Consider the following 15,926-nt stretch of genomic DNA (forward strand, 5'->3'; position numbering starts at 1 on the left):
GGGGGCGCCCCGAACCTCGGTTCGGGGCGCCCCCTTCGTCCTGCGCATCGGGCGCAGCGGAGTGGGTGGAGCGGGTCAGCGGGTCTTCGGGCCGCCCTTGGGCATCCGCATGCCCTTGGGCATCGGGCCCTTCGGCAGCGGCATGTTGCTCATCAGGTCGCCCATCGCGCGCAGCCGGTCGTTGGTGCTGGTGACCTGCGGTCCGGCCAGCACCCGCGGCAGCTTCAGCATCGTGGTGCGCAGCTTCTTCAGGTCGACCTGGCCCTCGCCCTTGCCCACGATGATGTCGTGCACGGGGACGTCGACGACCACGCGGTTCATCCGGCGCTTCTCGGCCGCGAGCAGGGTCTTCACCCGGTTCGGGTTGCCCTCCGCCACCAGCACGATGCCGGCCTTGCCGACCGCGCGGTGCACGACGTCCTGGCTGCGGTTCATCGCGACCGCCGGAGTGGTCGTCCAGCCCCGGCCGATGTTGTCCAGCACGGCCGCCGCGGCGCCGGGCTGTCCCTCCATCTGTCCGAAGGCCGCCCGCTCGGCACGGCGTCCGAAGATGATCGCCGTCGCCAGGAAGGCGAGCAGGACACCGAGGATGCCGAGATAGACGGGGTGCCCGATCAGGAAACCGATCGCGAGGAAGACACCGAAGGTGACGATTCCGACAGCCGCGAGTACAAGGCCGATCTTCTTGTCGACCTTGCGGGTCATCTTGTAGGTCAGAGCGATCTGCTTGAGTCGCCCGTTCGTCGCAGCGTCCGCTGCGGGTTCCTTCCTCGCCATGCCGTGAAGTCTACGTGCCCCCGCGAGCGCCTTCGACGGCAGTGCCCGGGGGAATGCGGGCGGGGACGGGCACGGCGGGACCGGCGGACGACCGGAGCGGGCGGGGCGCGGTCAGAGCCGGGCTTCGAGGACCTGTTCGAAGACACGTTCCGTCTCGACCCGGTCCTTGGCCCGGCGGCGGTCCTCCAGCACGGAGGTCCACGCGTTGCGCCGGGCGGTGCGCTGTCCGCCGCTCAGCAGCAGGGACTCGACGGCACGCAGGGCGCCGGTGAAGGACGGGATGGCGGTGGCGCGTACGGACGCGGTGGCGGGTGCGGCCTGCATGGTGATGTCCCCCTCGTGAGGGCGGCGGGTGGTGGGTGCACGTGGCGTGAGTCCATGCTCACTGATTGGTGTTACCAGGGCGTGACCGGGCGGTCAAACGGCCATGAAGCCCTGACGGCATCGTGCGCGACCGCGAAGCGGGCCGTCCGCACGCCCTCAACTGCGAGGACGGCGGCGGCCCGCGCCGACAGCCCGGTTACTCACCGGTAGCACCTTGTGCGTGAATTCACACGGCTGGCGCCGTGCCCCGGCCGTTCTCAGACGGCCTGCGAGGCGACGTACGCGCCGCGCTTCTCGACGGCCATCCGGTAGAGGCGGCCGGCCCGGTACGAGGAGCGGACCAGCGGTCCGGACATCACGCCGGAGAAGCCGATCTGCTCGGCCTCCTCCTTCAGCTCCACGAACTCGTGCGGCTTGACCCAGCGCTCCACGGGGTGGTGCCGCACGGTCGGCCGCAGGTACTGCGTGATGGTGATCAACTCGCAGCCGGCGTCGTGCAGTTGGCGCAGCGCCTCGCTGACTTCCTCGCGCGTCTCGCCCATGCCGAGGATCAGGTTGGACTTCGTCACGAGGCCGACGTCGCGCGCCTCGGTGATGACCCGCAGCGAGCGCTCGTAGCGGAAGCCGGGGCGGATGCGCTTGAAGATGCGCGGGACCGTCTCGACGTTGTGCGCGAAGACCTCGGGGCGCGAGGAGAAGACCTCGGCCAGCTGCTCCGGGACGGCGTTGAAGTCGGGGGCCAGCAGCTCGACCTTGGTGCGGCCCTCGGCGCGCTCCGCGGTCTGCGCGTGGATCTGGCGGACCGTCTCCGCGTACAGCCAGGCACCGCCGTCGTCGAGGTCGTCGCGGGCGACGCCGGTGATGGTCGCGTAGTTCAGGTCCATGGTGACCACGGACTCGCCCACGCGGCGCGGCTCGTCGCGGTCCAGCGCCTCGGGCCTGCCGGTGTCGATCTGGCAGAAGTCGCAGCGCCGGGTGCACTGGTCACCACCGATGAGGAAGGTGGCCTCGCGGTCCTCCCAGCACTCGTAGATGTTCGGGCAGCCGGCCTCCTGGCACACCGTGTGCAGTCCCTCGCTCTTCACGAGGCCCTGCATCTTGGTGTACTCGGGGCCCATTTTCGCCCGCGTCTTGATCCACTCGGGCTTGCGCTCGATGGGGGTCTGGCTGTTGCGGACCTCCAGGCGCAGCATCTTGCGTCCGTCCGGCGCGACTGCGGACACATCGGCTCCCTGTAGCTTCGATTCCACGGCGACACCCAGGGTACGCCCGTACGAGTGCTGCTCCGCCGCCGGGCGAACCTCCCGGACGCCGGGTCGGCACGGGACCCCGCGGGGCCCGCCGATTCCTACGCGGTGGCTCGTTCGACCTCGCGCGGCTTCAGCTCGGCGCCCTCGACCACGTCCCGCAGATGCCGCTCCACGACGGGCAGCACCTCCGCGATGGTCACCTCGCGGCCCAGCTCGTGCGAGATCGAGGTCACACCGGCGTCCCGGATGCCGCACGGGATGATCCGGTCGAACCAGGTGGTGTCCGGGTTCACGTTCAGCGCGAAGCCGTGCATCGTGACGCCCTTGGCGACGCGGATGCCGATCGCGGCGAGCTTGCGGTCCTCGCGGCGCTGGCCCGCGTTGGACGGCGCGTACTCCGGGCCGTTGAGCCGCGGGTCGAACTCCTCGTCGGCCAGCCGCGGGTCGAAGTCCAGGGACAGCCCGCCGGCCGCCGGCCGCTGCTCCACCGGGTCGCCGAGCACCCACACCCCGCTGCGCCCCTCGACGCGGCTGGTGTCGAGGCCGAACTCGGCGCACGTGCGGATCAGGGCGTCCTCCAGGCGGCGCACGTGGGCCACCACGTCCACCGGGCGGGGCAGCTTCTGGATCGGGTAGCCGACGAGCTGGCCGGGGCCGTGCCAGGTGATCTTGCCGCCGCGGTCCACGTCCACGACGGGGGTGCCGTCCAGGGGGCGCTCGCTGTCCTGGGTGCGCCTGCCCGCGGTGTAGACGGGCGGGTGCTCCAGGAGCAGCACGGTGTCCGGGGTCTCGTCGGCGAACCGGGCCGCGTGCACGCGGCGCTGCTCGTCCCAGGCGTCCTGGTAGTCGACGGCCTCGGCGCCGAACCCCATGCGGACGAACCGCAACCCACTCACGGCAAGCGCCTCCCTCGACCACGACCAACGACTGCGTCGGGCGCTTCCGGAGCGCCCACGCCACTGTACGTCCGCGCTTTTCGCGTCAGTTTCGAGGCCAATACTCACACGATCGGATGAATGAAAGTCCAAGAGTGCTACCGGCTGCTTACCCTCCGCTACATTCTCGCCGTTCACGAGGCCATAAGGGCTGCTCACAGGCAATCCGGACACGTCAAGGGTCCGGAAGGCAGGAGACCGCACCGCAGATGACGGAACGACCCGCGCAGCGCACTCCCAACCGCCAGCTCGCCGCGCTCATCGCAGAAGCGGGGTTTTCCAACGCAGGTCTCGCCCGTCGCGTGGACCAGCTCGGCCTGGAACACGGCCTGGATCTCCGATACGACAAGACGTCCGTCACCCGGTGGCTGCGCGGGCAGCAACCGCGCGGCACCACCCCCGCGCTCATCGCCGAGGTGTTCACCCGCCGCCTCGGCCGCCGCCTCACCGCACAGGACCTCGGCCTCGACGCCTGTGCCCCCGTGTACGCGGGGCTGGAGTTCGCCGGCAGTCCCGAGGAGGCCGTCGACATCGTCGGGGGACTGTGGCGCAAGGACTCCGGCAGTCATGCCGAACTGCGGAAGATCGCGTTCACCGCGGCCGGCCTGGTCGTGCCCAGCCGCGACTGGCTGATCGGCCGGGCCGACGACCACGTGGCCCGCTGCGAGCCGGCGGTCCGCGAGGCGGCCGTCCGCGTCCCCGTGCAGGGCCGTCCGGCGGTGCCGCGCCAGCGGGGCCACGGGGAGCGCGGCACCGCCCAGCGCGTCGGCCCGGGGGACATCGCCGCGCTGCGCTCGGTGGGCGAGCTGTTCCGCACCCTCGACGACGCCTACGGCGGCGGCCACGCCCGGCAGGCCCTGGTGCGCTACCTGGAGCACGAGTGCGACCCGATGCTGCGCGGCACCTACGGCGAGCAGACGGGCCGCCGGCTGTTCGCCGCCGCGGCCGACCTCACCCGGCTCGCCGGCTGGACGTCGTACGACATCGCCGCGCACGGCCTCGCCCAGCGCTACTTCGTCCAGGCGCTGCGGCTCGCGCAGGCCGCGGGCGACCGGGTGTACGGCTCGTACGTCCTGGTCACGATGAGCAGGCAGGCCGTCTACCTCGGGCACGGGCGGGAGGCCGTGCAGCTCGCCCGGGTCGCCCAGCAGGGCGCGGGCGGCGCGGCCCCGCCGATCGTGCAGTCCCTGCTGCACGCGGCCGAGGCGCGGGCGCACGGCGTGCTCGGCGAGGCACGGGCCTGCACCGCGTCGCTGCTGCGGGCCGAACGCGCGCTGGAGAGCGCGGGGTCCGGCGAGGACACCCCGCCGTGGGCGAGGTTCTTCGACGAGGCCCAGCTCGCCGACGAGTTCGGGCACTGCCACCGCGACCTCCAGCAGTTCCGGGTCGCGGCCCAGCACGCCGAGCGCTCGCTGCAACTGCGGGCGCCGGGCTACGCGCGCAGCCGCCTCTTCTGCCGGGTCGTGCTGGCCACCGCCCGGCTCGGGCTCGGCGAGCTCGACCAGGCCTGCCAGCTCGGCGCGGAGGCGGCCGGCCAGGCGGCGGAGATGCGCTCGGTGCGGGCGGTCGAGTACGTGCGCGACTTCGAGCGCCGGCTGGAGCCCTACCGGGACGCGGCGCCGGTGCGGGGGTACCGCGACAAGGTCGCCGCGCTGGGTTGAGCGCGGGACCGGGCGGGCCGGCGGGTCCCGGACGCGCCGGACGGCCCCGGGCGTCCCGGAGCCGTCAAGTCCCTTGCGGGTTCCACCTGTTGGGGGGGAGGCACCCGGCGGGCGATGTGTCCGGCGCCCCCGCGCGACGGGACCGGCCTCGACGGCCCGCCGCGCGGGAGTGCCGGACGCACCGCCGGTGCGGGGCGGGGGCACGTCGTCGTGCTCCCGGTCCCGCACCGGGCGAAGCGGTCGGTCAGTGACCGGCGGCGATGAAGCCGCCCTCGGAGGCCGAGCCGCCGAAGTGACCCTCGGTGATGCCGAAGGGGCCACCGATGTTGGAGAAGTGGGCGTAGCCGGACTCCTGCGCGTAGCCGGCGCCGACGAAGCCGTCGTGGTCGTTGTTGCCGTGGGCGGAGGCGGTGCCGGCGCCGACGGCGGCGATGGCCGCCGCGATGAAGGTCGCGGCCACCACAGAGCGAATACGCATGAGCGTCTCCAGTTCACTTTCGGGTCCTGCGCGGGCAAAACGCTGTGATCCCTTCCCGGCGCTCTCCGCGGCCGAAACGGCACGTCGGCGCACTCACCCGGATGGAACCCGGCCCCGCGGCGGATCCGGCGCACCCGCTCCGTGACGGTCCGGCCGTCCTACGCCGCCCGTGCCGCCCGCGGCCCGTCGCCCGGGGTGCTCCGAACGGGTTCCGCGCTGTGCAGGGAGCCCCGGGCGCCCAGGTCGGCGAGGATCGCGGCGGACGCGCGGTGGCCCGAGTGCAGCGCCGACCACGCGACGCCCGTGTCGCGGTGGTCGCCGCACACGTACAGGCCGGCCATCAGCCGCACCGGACGGCGCAGGTCGTGCGGGGGCCGTGCCGCGGGGACCGCCTCGGCGGCGTGGTGCACGGCGAGTGTCTCCCAGCGCGCGGTCGACGTGCCGTACAGCCGGGCCAGGTGCCGGCGGACCTCGGCGTCGGTACCGGCCGGGGGCACGCCGAGAACCGTGGACGAGACCAGCGTGCGGCCGGCGGGGGCCCGGCTCGGGTCGACCTCGCTGACGACCGCGGTGTGCGCGACCGGGCCGCCCCGGTCGGCGTCGAGCAGCAGGGCGGCGCCCGTCGTGGGCGGTTCGTCGGTGCTGTGGTGCACCACCGTCACCGGCAGGAAGTCCGGCACGCGCAGCCCCGGCAGCAGTTCGGCGGCGGAGCGCGCGTCGGTCGCCACCAGGACCGCGCGGCAGCGGAACACCCCGTGCTCGGCGGTCGTCACCGACGTCGTGGACACCGACGTGACCCGCACCCCGGTGTGCACGGTGCCCGGCGGCAGCGACTCGGCGAGCAGCACCGGCAGCGCCTCGGCACCGCCCTCGGGCAGGCACGGGCCGCCCAGGGCGAACGCGCGCAGCGCCAGGTCCGCGCAGCGGCTGGACGACACCAGGTCCGGGTCGCACAACAGGGCCGCCAGCAGCGGCCGCAGGAACCCGTCGACCGTGCGGGCCGGGACACCGCGGTCCGCCAGCGCCTGCCGGGCGGTCGACTCCCGCCGGGCCAGCAGCCGTTCGACCGGCATGGCCGCCGTGCGCGCGAGGGCGGCGGCGAGCCGGGCCTGGTCGAGCGGTCCGCCCAGCGGGAAGCCGGGCCGGGCGGTGGCGCGGGCCTCCGCGCGGTGCGCGCCGCGGGAGCCCGTCCGGGCACCGGCCCGAACTCCCGCGCGCACCGGCCCCCTCGGGCCGCCCAGCACCCCCGGGCGCCCGAACGCCCCGGCAACCGGCGCCGGTACGGACCGCGGGGCGCTCGCGAGGGCGCGTACGGCATGAAGTGCGCCCCGCGCGCTCCCCCCGCCCGCCGGGACGGCCACCGGATGCCTGCGGCCGTCGGCGTGCAGCAGGACCCCGGGGGCGAACGGACGCAGGACGAGCGCGTCGAGCCCCGGCGGCAGCGGGAGTTCGGGGCCGGGAGCGGTCAGGAGCTGCCCGATCCGGTCCAGCCGGAAGCCGTCGACCTTCTCGGTCGCCGCGCGGCCGCCCGTCGCGGGGGCGGCCTCCAGGACCGTGGTCGTCACTCCCGCACTGTTCAGGCGTTGGGCCGCGGCGAGTCCGGCGACTCCCGCCCCCACGACGACGACATCGGTTTCGTACACGGGCTCAAGCACGTGGCCCCTCCCCGAGGTTGCGCGGCCGCCGGGGGCCGCGTGCCCCCGGCGGGCGTTCGGATCAACCGAGTTACCCGAGTTCGGCTTGAGGGTAGGCCGGTGGCCGGCGCACGGCAGACGCGCATGAACAGGGCACGGTCGCACGGTGGTCGCATCCCGGTGGAGGGGGGCGCGGAAACCGTCGCCCGTGGGCGGGCGGCGGGCGCGGCACCGTTTCCGGCCACGGGAGGGCCGCCCCGCGGACACCGGGGCGCCGCGCCGGGTTCACCCCCGCGTCACAGCGCCGCGCGGATCGCCCCGTCGACGTCCGGGAACGCGAAGACGAACCCCGAGTCCGTCAGCCGCTTCGGCAGCACCCGCTGGCTGCCCAGCACGTCACCCGCCAGCTCGCCCAGCACCGCGCCCAGCGCCGGTGCCGGCACCGGGAACAGCGCCGGGCGGTGCAGCGCCCGGCCCATCGCGGCGGTGACCTCGCGGTTGGTCACCGGGTGCGGGGCGGTGAGGTTGAACGGCCCGGACAGGCCGTCGGTGTCGATCAGGTGCCGGATCGCGGCGACCTCGTCGTGCAGGGCGATGAACGACCAGTACTGCCGCCCGTTGCCGAGACGCCCGCCGAGCCCGGCCTTGAACAGCGGGAACAGCCGCCCCCAGGCGCCCCCGCCGCGCGCGACGACCAGACCGGTGCGGACGAACGCCGTGCGCACGCCCGCCTCCTGCGCGGCGGCGGCGGCCTCCTCCCACTCCACGCACATCGACGGCAGGAAGCCCGCGCCGGGCGGCTCCTCCTCGTCGACGGCCCGGTCGCCGGTGTCCCCGTAGAAGCCGATCGCGCTGCCGCTCACGAACACCCGCGGCGGCCGGTCCAGGGTGGCCAGCGCCTCCGCGAGGGCGGCCGTGCCCAGCACCCGGCTGTCGCGCAGCGTCTTCTTGTAGGCGTCGGTCCAGCGGCGGTCGCCGATGCCGGCGCCGGCCAGGTTGACCACGGCGTCGCAGCCGGACAGCCCGGCCGCGTCGACGTGCTGCCGTTCCGGGTCCCAGCGCACCTCGTCGGCGCCGCGGGGAGCGCGGCGCACCAGGCGCACCACCTCGTGCCCGTCGGCGGTCAGGGACGCCACCAGGGCGCTGCCGATGAGTCCGGACGCGCCGGCCACCGCGATTCGCGTACGTTCCATGCGCCCATCCTGCGCCACCCGCGCGGGTGCCTCCCGGCCGCGGGGCCGTACGGCGGGCACGCGGCCCCGCCGGAGGACCGCGCGGGCCCCCGGGAAAGGCCCCGGAGGGCGCCCCCGCCCCCCTTCCCGCCCGTCGTATCGTTGCCCCCATGTCCGAGCCGCACCCGCCCCGCATACGTACCGCGCGTCCCGACGACGAGGCGTCGCTGGCCCGTCTCGACCGCGTCACCTGGTCGTACGTGCACGCCGTGCAGCCGCGGCCGCGGCCGCCGTACGACGACACCTTCTTCACCGACCGGGCCGGGCCGCGCGAGCACCTCGTCGCCGAGCTGGGCGGGCGGGTCGTCGGGTACGTGCGCGTGGTGTTCCCGACGCCGCTCGCCTCCAACGCGCACGTGCGGCAGATCCAGGGGTTCGTCGTCGCCGAGGAGGCGCGCGGCCGCGGGGTCGGGCGGGCCCTGATCCGCGCGGCCCTCGGCGAGGCCCGCGACGCCGGCGCCCGCCGCATGACGCTGCACGTGCTGGGCCACAACGCGCCCGCCCGCGCGCTCTACGAGTCGGAGGGCTTCGTCGTCGAGGGCGTGCTGCGCGAGGAGTTCTGCCTCGACGGCAAGTACGTCGACGACGTGGCCATGGGGCTCTCCCTCGTCTGACCCGCGGGGCCGCGCGGCCAGCTAGGACGTCACCAGGTCCCCGGTGTCCACGGACTCCGTCGCGGTGGCCGCCCGTGCCGCGTCGGAGGCGACCTCGCCCGCCGTCAGCACGTACCCCGTCTCCGGGTCCGAGGTCGAGCGGGCGAAGACCACGCCGTACACCCTGCCGCCGGTGGTGAGCAGCGGGCCGCCCGAGTTGCCGGGCCGCACGACCGAGCGCACCGAGTAGATCTCGCGGGTGACCGTGCCGTCGCTGTAGATGTTCCGGCCCGTCGCCCGCACCCTGCTCGCGACCGTCGCCGCGCGCAGGTTGAGGTCGCCGTCCTGCGGATACCCCGCCACCACGGCCGGGTCGCCGCGCGTCGCGCTCCGGTCGAACGACAGCGCGGGCGCGGAGAGGCCGGGCACGTACAGCACCGCCACGTCCCGGTCCGGGTCGAACAGCACCACCCGCGCCGGGTACGACTCGCCGGTGCCGCCCACCCGTACCGTCGGCCGGTCGATGCCCGCGACCACGTGCGCGTTCGTCATCACGTGCGCGGCGGAGTACACGAAACCGCTGCCCTCGCGGCCCTGGTTGCCGGAGACGCCCTCGACCTTCACCGTGCTGCGCCGCGCCGCCTGCGTGGCGCTCGCGGTGACGCTGTCGCCCGACGGCGCGGACACCCCGGAGGCCGGCTCGTTCTCGAACGGGTTGAAGACCTGCGGGAACCCCGCCTGGGCGAGCGCCGAGGTGGCCCGGGAGAACCACGCGGGCGTGCTCTGCGGCATCGCCCGCTGCACCGTGCCCAGCACCCGCGAGTCGCGGATCGCCGTGGACAGCAGGGACGACGAGGAGGCGGCCAGGACGCTCGCGGCCACCCACGCCACGATCAGCACCGCCGCCGCGTTCGCCGCCGCGCCGCCCACCCCGTCCGCCACGCGCAGCGGGCCCCGGTCCACGCCGTGCCGCAGCCTCACCGCCAGCCGGCCGGCCAGCTCGTGCCCCACGGCCGCCGGCACCAGCACGGTGACCACCGCGACCACCGTCGCCGTGTTCGTCCCGGCGGTGACCAGGCCCGTCGTCCACGGCAGCAGCCACACGCCGACGACGGCGCCGCCCACGAACCCGGCCAGCGACACGCAGCCGGCCAGCAGGCCCCGCCGGTACCCCGACGCGGCGTACAGGACCATCACCAGCACCAGCAGGACATCGAGCAGGTCCACGGAACCCCTTTCGTCGGACGGCCCGGCGGCGCGACGGACACGAGCACGCGTACCGGAACGTACCCATGCAGAGCGCCGCGTACGGGCGTGCACGGACACGTACGCACGCCACGGGCCGCACCGGCGCGCGCACGCTCCGGACACCTGCGAAAACGTGCCGGACCGGGACGATGGTTCCACCGGGTGGCACAGCACACATCGCGGGCCGAACCGAACGCACCCACAGTGGTGACCATGGGCGTGGCGAGGTGGACACGGAGAGTACGCGCGTGGCGTTCGGCAGGCCGGCCCCCGCGCGGCGTGCTCGTCCTGCTCGCCTGCGTGGCCGCCCTCGCGGTCGCGGGCGCCGTCGTGGGCGCGCTGTTCGTGCGCGGCGGCGGCCGTCGCCCGTCGGCCGCGCGGTCGACGACCGCGCCGGCGGCCCGCCCCGCCGGGCACACCGCGCCCAGGCCGCACATCCTGCCGCGCTCCACGTGGCTGAAGGACGCCGCGCACCACCAGCCGCCGCCGCGCTACGACGACCGGGTCGTCGCCGTGTTCGTGCACCACACGGACTCGCCGAACGGCTACGACTGCGCGGACGCGCCGGACATCATCCAGTCCCTGTACGCGGGGCAGACCGACAACCGGCACTGGGACGACCTCGGCTACAACTTCGTCGTCGACCGCTGCGGCACCATCTACGAGGGCCGGGCCGGCGGCGTGGACCGCCCCGTCACCGGCGCGCACACCCAGGGCTTCAACCACCGCACGGCCGGCATCGCCGCGCTCGGCACCTTCACGGCCGGAGTGGACGTGCCGAAGGCGATGACCGACTCGATCGCCGCGATCGTCGCGTGGAAGCTCGGCATGTCGGACGTCGACCCGCGCTCCGAGGCGCACCTCGTCTCCAGCAACAGCCTCAGCCGCTACCCGAAGGGCACCAAGGCCACCCTGCCCGCGCTCTCCGGCCACAACGAGGGCTACGCGACCACCTGCCCCGGCGTCGCGCTCAGCGTCCGCCTCCCGGAGGTCCGCCGCCTCGCCGCCCACCTCCAGGGCCGCGACTGAGGTCCACAGCGACACCACAGCGGGTGCGCAGAGTGCTCAGAACTCCACGCCCTACGTTCGGAGTTGTCGAAGCCGGCAACCGAGCGGAGGGCGGGGACCATGAAGGACGAGCACCGAGTGAGCACGGCGGCACCGGGAGCGCCGAGGGCGGCGGGGGCGCCGGGGGACGAACCCGCGGCCGCCGTCCGGACCCGCGTCCTGCGCGCCCCCTGGACGGCGGTCTGCGCGGCCGTCGCGGTCGTGCTCGGCCCGGCCGCGGTCACCGCGTCCGCCCTCGACCTCGCCAACGCGGCGCCGCCGCACCCGGCGGTGCGGGCCGACCAGGCACCGGCGTACCTGCCGTCCGACACGCGGCGCCGGGCGACCGCGTAGGAGCGTGCGGGGGTTCAGTCCCCGAACCGCTCCCAGAGCTGCGGGAACCGGTCGGCGAGCGCGCCGTCGTCGTCCAGGTCGAGCGGCGGCCCGGCCGGTTCGGCCGGCGCGGCGGGCAGGCCCAGGTCGGCGGCGACGGCGCCGGTGAGCTGTTCGTACGCCTCGTCGGCGGCGAACCCCAACTCCTCGCCGTCGCCGTCGATCTCGTCGTCGAAGCCGGGCAGGAGCCCGGCGAGCGCGTCGGGCTCGGCGAGGGCGCCCTCGTACGTCTCGCGGCCCTGGCCGATCAGCCAGCAGCGGAAGAAGTCGAAGGTGTCGTCGTCCGCGCCGTCCAGCAGGATCGACGCGGCACCCCACAGGTCCCAGCGGTACGCGCGGTTGAAGCGGGCCTCGAAATGACGGGCGAAGTCCAGCACGGACTCCGGGTCCAGCCGCAGCAGCCGTTCCACCAGCAGGTCGGCCTGCTCCTCGGGGTCGCCCCCGGCGGCTTCGCGGCTGGTGTCCACCAGCTCCCAGAACTCCGTCTCGTCCATCACGGGACAAGCATGGTTCCTGCGCCCCGCCCACGCACGCGGAGCGCGGCGAACACCTCGTACACGTACGGGGGAGATCCGGCGAAGGCCGCGCACGACGAAGGGGCACGGCCGAAGCCGTGCCCCTTCGCGCGGTCACCGCGTCACCGAGCCTCAAGGGGCGCCGGCCTCGCGGGGTCTGGCGGTCTCTACAGACCGTAGCGCTCGCGCGCCTCCTTCACCGTGGCGGCCTTGACCTCGCCGCGCCGGGCGAGCTGGGCCAGGGCCGCGACGACGATCGACTCGGCGTCGACACCGAAGTGGCGGCGGGCCGCCTCGCGGGTGTCCGACAGACCGAAGCCGTCGGCGCCGAGCGAGGACCAGTCCTGGTCCACCCACTGCGCGATCTGGTCCGGGACCTGGCGCATGTAGTCGGAGACCGCGAGGACCGGGCCCTCGGCGCCCTGGAGCGCGCGGCGCACGAACGGCACCCGCTCCTCGCCGCGCAGCAGCGCGGCGTCCGCCTCCATGGCGTCGCGGCGCAGCTCCGTCCAGGACGTCGCCGACCAGACGTCGGCGGCCACGCCCCACTCCTCCGCGAGCCTGCGCTGCGCGTCGAGCGCCCAGTGGATCGCCGTGCCGGAGCCGAGGAGCTGGATCCGCGGGGCGTTGGCGGAGGCCACGTTCAGGCCCGCCGACTCCGCCGTGTTGTAGCGGTACAGGCCCTTGACGATGCCCTCGTCGACACCGGCGCCGGCCGGCTTCGCGGGCTGCGGCAGCGGCTCGTTGTAGACGGTGAGGTAGTAGAAGACGTTCTGGTCCTCGTCCGGTGCCGCCTCGCCGAACATCCGGCGCATGCCGTCCTTGACGATGGTGCCGATCTCGTACGCGAACGCCGGGTCGTACGTCACCGCCGCCGGGTTGGTCGCGGCGATCGCCGGCGAGTGGCCGTCGGCGTGCTGGAGACCCTCGCCGGTCAGCGTGGTGCGGCCGGCCGTGGCGCCGACCACGAAACCGCGGCCGAGCTGGTCGCCGAGCTGCCAGAACTGGTCGCCCGTACGCTGCCAGCCGAACATCGAGTAGAAGATGTAGAACGGGATCATCGTCTCGCCGTGCGTCGCGTACGACGTGGACGCGGCGATGAAGTCGGCCATCGAACCGGCCTCGGTGATCCCCTCGTTGAGGATCTGGCCGTTCTTGGCCTCCTTGTAGTACATCAGCTGGTCGCGGTCGACCGGCTCGTACGTCTGCCCCTTGGGGGAGTAGATGCCGAGCGACGGGAACAGCGACTCCATGCCGAAGGTGCGCGCCTCGTCCGGGACGATCGGCACCCAGCGCTTCCCGGTCTCCTTGTCGCGGACCAGGTCCTTCACCAGGCGGACGAACGCCATGGTGGTGGCCAGGTTCTGCGTGCCGGAGCCCTTGTCGAACGAGGCGAACGCCTTGTCGGCGGGGGCGGGCAGCGGAGCGACGGGGTGCACGCGGCGCGCGGGGGCGGGGCCGCCGAGGGCGGCGCGGCGCTCCTGGAGGTAGCGGACCTCGGGGGAGTCGGCGCCCGGGTGGCCGTAGGGCACCTGGCCGTCGGCGAACTGCGCGTCGGAGATGGGCAGTTCGAGCAGGTCGCGCATCGTCTTGAACTCGTCCACCGAGAGCTTCTTCATCTGGTGGTTGGCGTTCTTCGACGCGAAGCCGTTGCCGAGGGTGTGGCCCTTGACCGTCTGGGCCAGGATCACGGTCGGCGTGCCCTTGTGCTCGACGGCCGCCTTGTACGCCGCGTACACCTTGCGGGGCTCGTGGCCGCCGCGGGAGAGGTGGAAGCAGTCGAGGATCTTGTCGTCGCTCAGCAGCTTCGCCATCTCGGCGAGCGCCGGGTCCTTGCCGAAGAAGTCCTCGCGGATGTAGGCGGCGCCGCGCGTCTGGTACGTCTGCACCTGCGCGTCGGGTACCTCGCGCAGCCGGCGTACCAGCGCGCCCGTGGTGTCGAGCGCGAACAGCTCGTCCCAGGCGGAGCCCCACAGCGTCTTCACGACGTTCCAGCCGGCGCCGCGGAACTGGGCCTCCAGCTCCTGCACGATCTTGAAGTTCGCGCGGACCGGGCCGTCGAGGCGCTGGAGGTTGCAGTTGATGACGAAGGTCAGGTTGTCCAGACCCTCGCGAACGGCCAGTGCGAGTGCGGCCGTCGACTCCGGCTCGTCCATCTCGCCGTCGCCGAGGAACGCCCACACGTGCGAGGAGGAGACGTCCTTGATGCCGCGGCTGGTCAGGTAGCGGTTGAACCGCGCCTGGTAGATCGCGGAGAGCGGGCCCAGACCCATGGAGACGGTCGGGAACTCCCACAGCCAGGGCAGCCGGCGCGGGTGCGGGTACGACGGGAGGCCGTTGCCGCCCGCCTCGCGGCGGAAGTTGTCGAGCTGCGTCTCGTCGAGGCGGCCGTCGAGGAAGGCGCGGGCGTAGATGCCGGGGGAGGCGTGGCCCTGGATGTAGAGCTGGTCGCCGGAGCCGGGGGAATCCTTGGATTCCTTGCCCTTGAAGAAGTGGTTGAAGCCCGTCTCGTACAGCCACGCGGCCGACGCGAAGGTGGCGATGTGGCCGCCGACGCCGTACTTGCTGCCGCGGCTGACCATCGCCGCGGCGTTCCAGCGGTTCCACGCGGTGATCCGGCTCTCCAGCTCGGGGTCACCGGGAAGGCCGGGCTCGGCGGCGGTCGGGATGGTGTTGAGGTAGTCCGTCTCCAGGAGTTTGGGGAGCGCGACGCCGGCGCCCTCCGCCCTCTCCAGCGTGCGGCGCATCAGGTACGCGGCGCGGTGCGGCCCGGCCGCCTGGGTGACGGCGTCCAGGGAGGCCTGCCATTCGGCGGTCTCCTCGGGGTCGCGGTCCGGGAGCTGGTCGAGCTCGCTCGGCTGGATGGCGTGGGGGTCGGTCATGTCGCCGCCTTCCTCAGTCGAAGGGGGTTCCCTCATCGGTAAGGGTTCGGGGGTGCCCTTGGTCTTTGGCAGGACAGGGCGTGAGCTCCGGTGGAAGCCCGTCGGCGACTCTAACTCCCTGATCGATGATCGATCAAAGGGTTGAAGGTCAAAATCTCTTGATCACGAGAAAGTAGGCACCCGGTGCCTCCCGAATCGGCACCCGGTGCCGTGATTTTCGGCGGTTTGCGCAGGTCGGCCGACGTATGAGCGCGACCGCGCTCCGCTGTCGGACCCGGCGGGCGGGCAGGGGCGGGCACGGGTCAGGGGCGCGGTGCGCAGCCCAGCACGTGCGCCTTGACCAGCTCGGGGATGCGCGGGTCCCGGCGGCGGAACGCCGCGACGAGTTCCTCGTGCTCCTCGGCGTACGACTGCTGCACGGTGCCCAGCCAGCGGATCGACAGTGCCGTGAACACCTCGATGCCCAGGCCCTCCCAGGTGTGCAGCAGCACGGAGTTGCCGGCCGCGCGCACCAGCTCCCGGTGGAACGCCACCGTGTGCCGCACCTGGCCGGTGCCGTCCGCGTCCCGGTCCGCCTCGTACAGGGCCGCGACGTGGGGTTCGAGCGCCGAGCAGTCCTCGGCCAGCCGGGCGGCGGCGAGTTCGGCCGCGATGGCCTCCAGGCCCGCCCTGACCGGGTAGCTCTCCTCCAGGTCGGCCGCCGTCAGGTTCCGCACCCGGACGCCCTTGTTGGGCGCCGACTCGATCAGCCGCAGCGACTCCAGCTCGCGCAGTGCCTCGCGCACCGGTGTCTGGCTGACCTCCAGCTCGGTCGCGATGCGCCGCTCCACGATCCGCTCGCCCGGCTTCCAGCGCCCGCTGACGATGCCCTCGACGATGTGCTCGCGGATCTGCTCGCGCAACGAGTGGACGACGGGCGCGGTCATGAGGGGCTCCTTCAGGGAGGGGCTCATGGCC

15 protein-coding genes are annotated in these 15,926 nt (G+C 73.9%); 4 read left to right on the forward strand and 11 right to left on the reverse strand.

The window, feature by feature from the left end; genetic code table 11:
- Positions 1-75 precede the first annotated feature (75 nt).
- From ACFZA0_RS03595 to lipB, 4 genes are all read right to left on the reverse strand, one after another.
- Positions 76-777, reverse strand: a complete 702-nt coding sequence (locus ACFZA0_RS03595) for a DUF4191 family protein (protein ID WP_391010565.1) — start codon at positions 775-777, stop codon at positions 76-78.
- A gap of 111 nt (positions 778-888) precedes the next feature.
- Entirely contained in the window at positions 889-1,101 is a 213-nt protein-coding gene (locus ACFZA0_RS03600) for a hypothetical protein (RefSeq protein ID WP_391010567.1), read from the reverse strand.
- Positions 1,102-1,358: 257 nt separating this feature from the next.
- Complete coding sequence (lipA, locus tag ACFZA0_RS03605; RefSeq protein ID WP_391010570.1) at positions 1,359-2,324, reverse strand: lipoyl synthase; 966 nt, start codon at positions 2,322-2,324, stop codon at positions 1,359-1,361.
- A 125-nt stretch (positions 2,325-2,449) separates the two neighbouring features.
- On the reverse strand, positions 2,450-3,247 hold the full coding sequence (lipB, locus tag ACFZA0_RS03610; RefSeq protein WP_391010572.1) for a lipoyl(octanoyl) transferase LipB: 798 nt from the start codon (positions 3,245-3,247) through the stop codon (positions 2,450-2,452).
- Between the two features lie 248 nt (positions 3,248-3,495).
- On the opposite strand from lipB, the gene ACFZA0_RS03615 reads away from it, so the two are divergent.
- Positions 3,496-4,947 (forward strand): regulator, encoded by a 1,452-nt coding sequence (locus tag ACFZA0_RS03615; RefSeq protein WP_391010575.1) that lies wholly within the window; start codon positions 3,496-3,498, stop codon positions 4,945-4,947.
- A gap of 244 nt (positions 4,948-5,191) precedes the next feature.
- Here ACFZA0_RS03615 and ACFZA0_RS03620 read toward each other — a convergent pair whose 3' ends face one another.
- The 3 genes from ACFZA0_RS03620 to ACFZA0_RS03630 all read right to left on the reverse strand — a co-directional run bounded on the left by ACFZA0_RS03620 (position 5,192) and on the right by ACFZA0_RS03630 (position 8,252).
- Positions 5,192-5,425 (reverse strand): hypothetical protein, encoded by a 234-nt coding sequence (locus ACFZA0_RS03620; protein ID WP_391010578.1) that lies wholly within the window; start codon positions 5,423-5,425, stop codon positions 5,192-5,194.
- Between the two features lie 158 nt (positions 5,426-5,583).
- A complete protein-coding gene (locus ACFZA0_RS03625) occupies positions 5,584-7,080 on the reverse strand; it encodes an FAD-dependent oxidoreductase (protein WP_391010581.1) in 1,497 nt (498 codons plus the stop codon).
- 275 nt (positions 7,081-7,355) lie between these two features.
- Complete coding sequence (locus tag ACFZA0_RS03630; protein ID WP_391010584.1) at positions 7,356-8,252, reverse strand: TIGR01777 family oxidoreductase; 897 nt, start codon at positions 8,250-8,252, stop codon at positions 7,356-7,358.
- Between the two features lie 149 nt (positions 8,253-8,401).
- Between ACFZA0_RS03630 and ACFZA0_RS03635 the strand changes: the two genes are divergently transcribed.
- Positions 8,402-8,905 carry a GNAT family N-acetyltransferase gene (locus tag ACFZA0_RS03635; RefSeq protein WP_391010587.1) on the forward strand — a complete coding sequence of 168 codons (504 nt, stop codon included), beginning with the start codon at positions 8,402-8,404 and terminating at the stop codon, positions 8,903-8,905.
- A 21-nt stretch (positions 8,906-8,926) separates the two neighbouring features.
- On the opposite strand, the gene ACFZA0_RS03640 is transcribed toward ACFZA0_RS03635, so the two are convergent.
- Positions 8,927-10,111 carry a MarP family serine protease gene (locus ACFZA0_RS03640; RefSeq protein WP_391010590.1) on the reverse strand — a complete coding sequence of 395 codons (1,185 nt, stop codon included), beginning with the start codon at positions 10,109-10,111 and terminating at the stop codon, positions 8,927-8,929.
- A gap of 234 nt (positions 10,112-10,345) precedes the next feature.
- Between ACFZA0_RS03640 and ACFZA0_RS03645 the strand changes: the two genes are divergently transcribed.
- Positions 10,346-11,161: an N-acetylmuramoyl-L-alanine amidase gene (locus ACFZA0_RS03645; RefSeq protein ID WP_391010593.1), complete on the forward strand. Its 816-nt coding sequence runs from the start codon at positions 10,346-10,348 to the stop codon at positions 11,159-11,161.
- A 99-nt stretch (positions 11,162-11,260) separates the two neighbouring features.
- Positions 11,261-11,533 carry a hypothetical protein gene (locus tag ACFZA0_RS03650; RefSeq protein WP_391010596.1) on the forward strand — a complete coding sequence of 91 codons (273 nt, stop codon included), beginning with the start codon at positions 11,261-11,263 and terminating at the stop codon, positions 11,531-11,533.
- Between the two features lie 14 nt (positions 11,534-11,547).
- Here the strand turns inward: ACFZA0_RS03650 and ACFZA0_RS03655 are convergent, their stop codons facing one another.
- The 3 genes from ACFZA0_RS03655 to ACFZA0_RS03665 form a co-directional block, all read right to left on the reverse strand.
- Complete coding sequence (locus ACFZA0_RS03655) at positions 11,548-12,066, reverse strand: DUF4240 domain-containing protein (RefSeq protein WP_391011813.1); 519 nt, start codon at positions 12,064-12,066, stop codon at positions 11,548-11,550.
- 188 nt (positions 12,067-12,254) lie between these two features.
- A complete protein-coding gene (aceE, locus tag ACFZA0_RS03660; RefSeq protein WP_391010599.1) occupies positions 12,255-14,969 on the reverse strand; it encodes a pyruvate dehydrogenase (acetyl-transferring), homodimeric type in 2,715 nt (904 codons plus the stop codon).
- Between the two features lie 302 nt (positions 14,970-15,271).
- Positions 15,272-15,895 carry an FCD domain-containing protein gene (locus ACFZA0_RS03665; protein ID WP_391010602.1) on the reverse strand — a complete coding sequence of 208 codons (624 nt, stop codon included), beginning with the start codon at positions 15,893-15,895 and terminating at the stop codon, positions 15,272-15,274.
- Between the last annotated feature and the right edge of the window lie 31 nt (positions 15,896-15,926).

It is taken from the genome of Streptomyces sp. NPDC008150 (genome assembly GCF_042956945.1).
Lineage (GTDB): Bacteria > Actinomycetota > Actinomycetes > Streptomycetales > Streptomycetaceae > Streptomyces.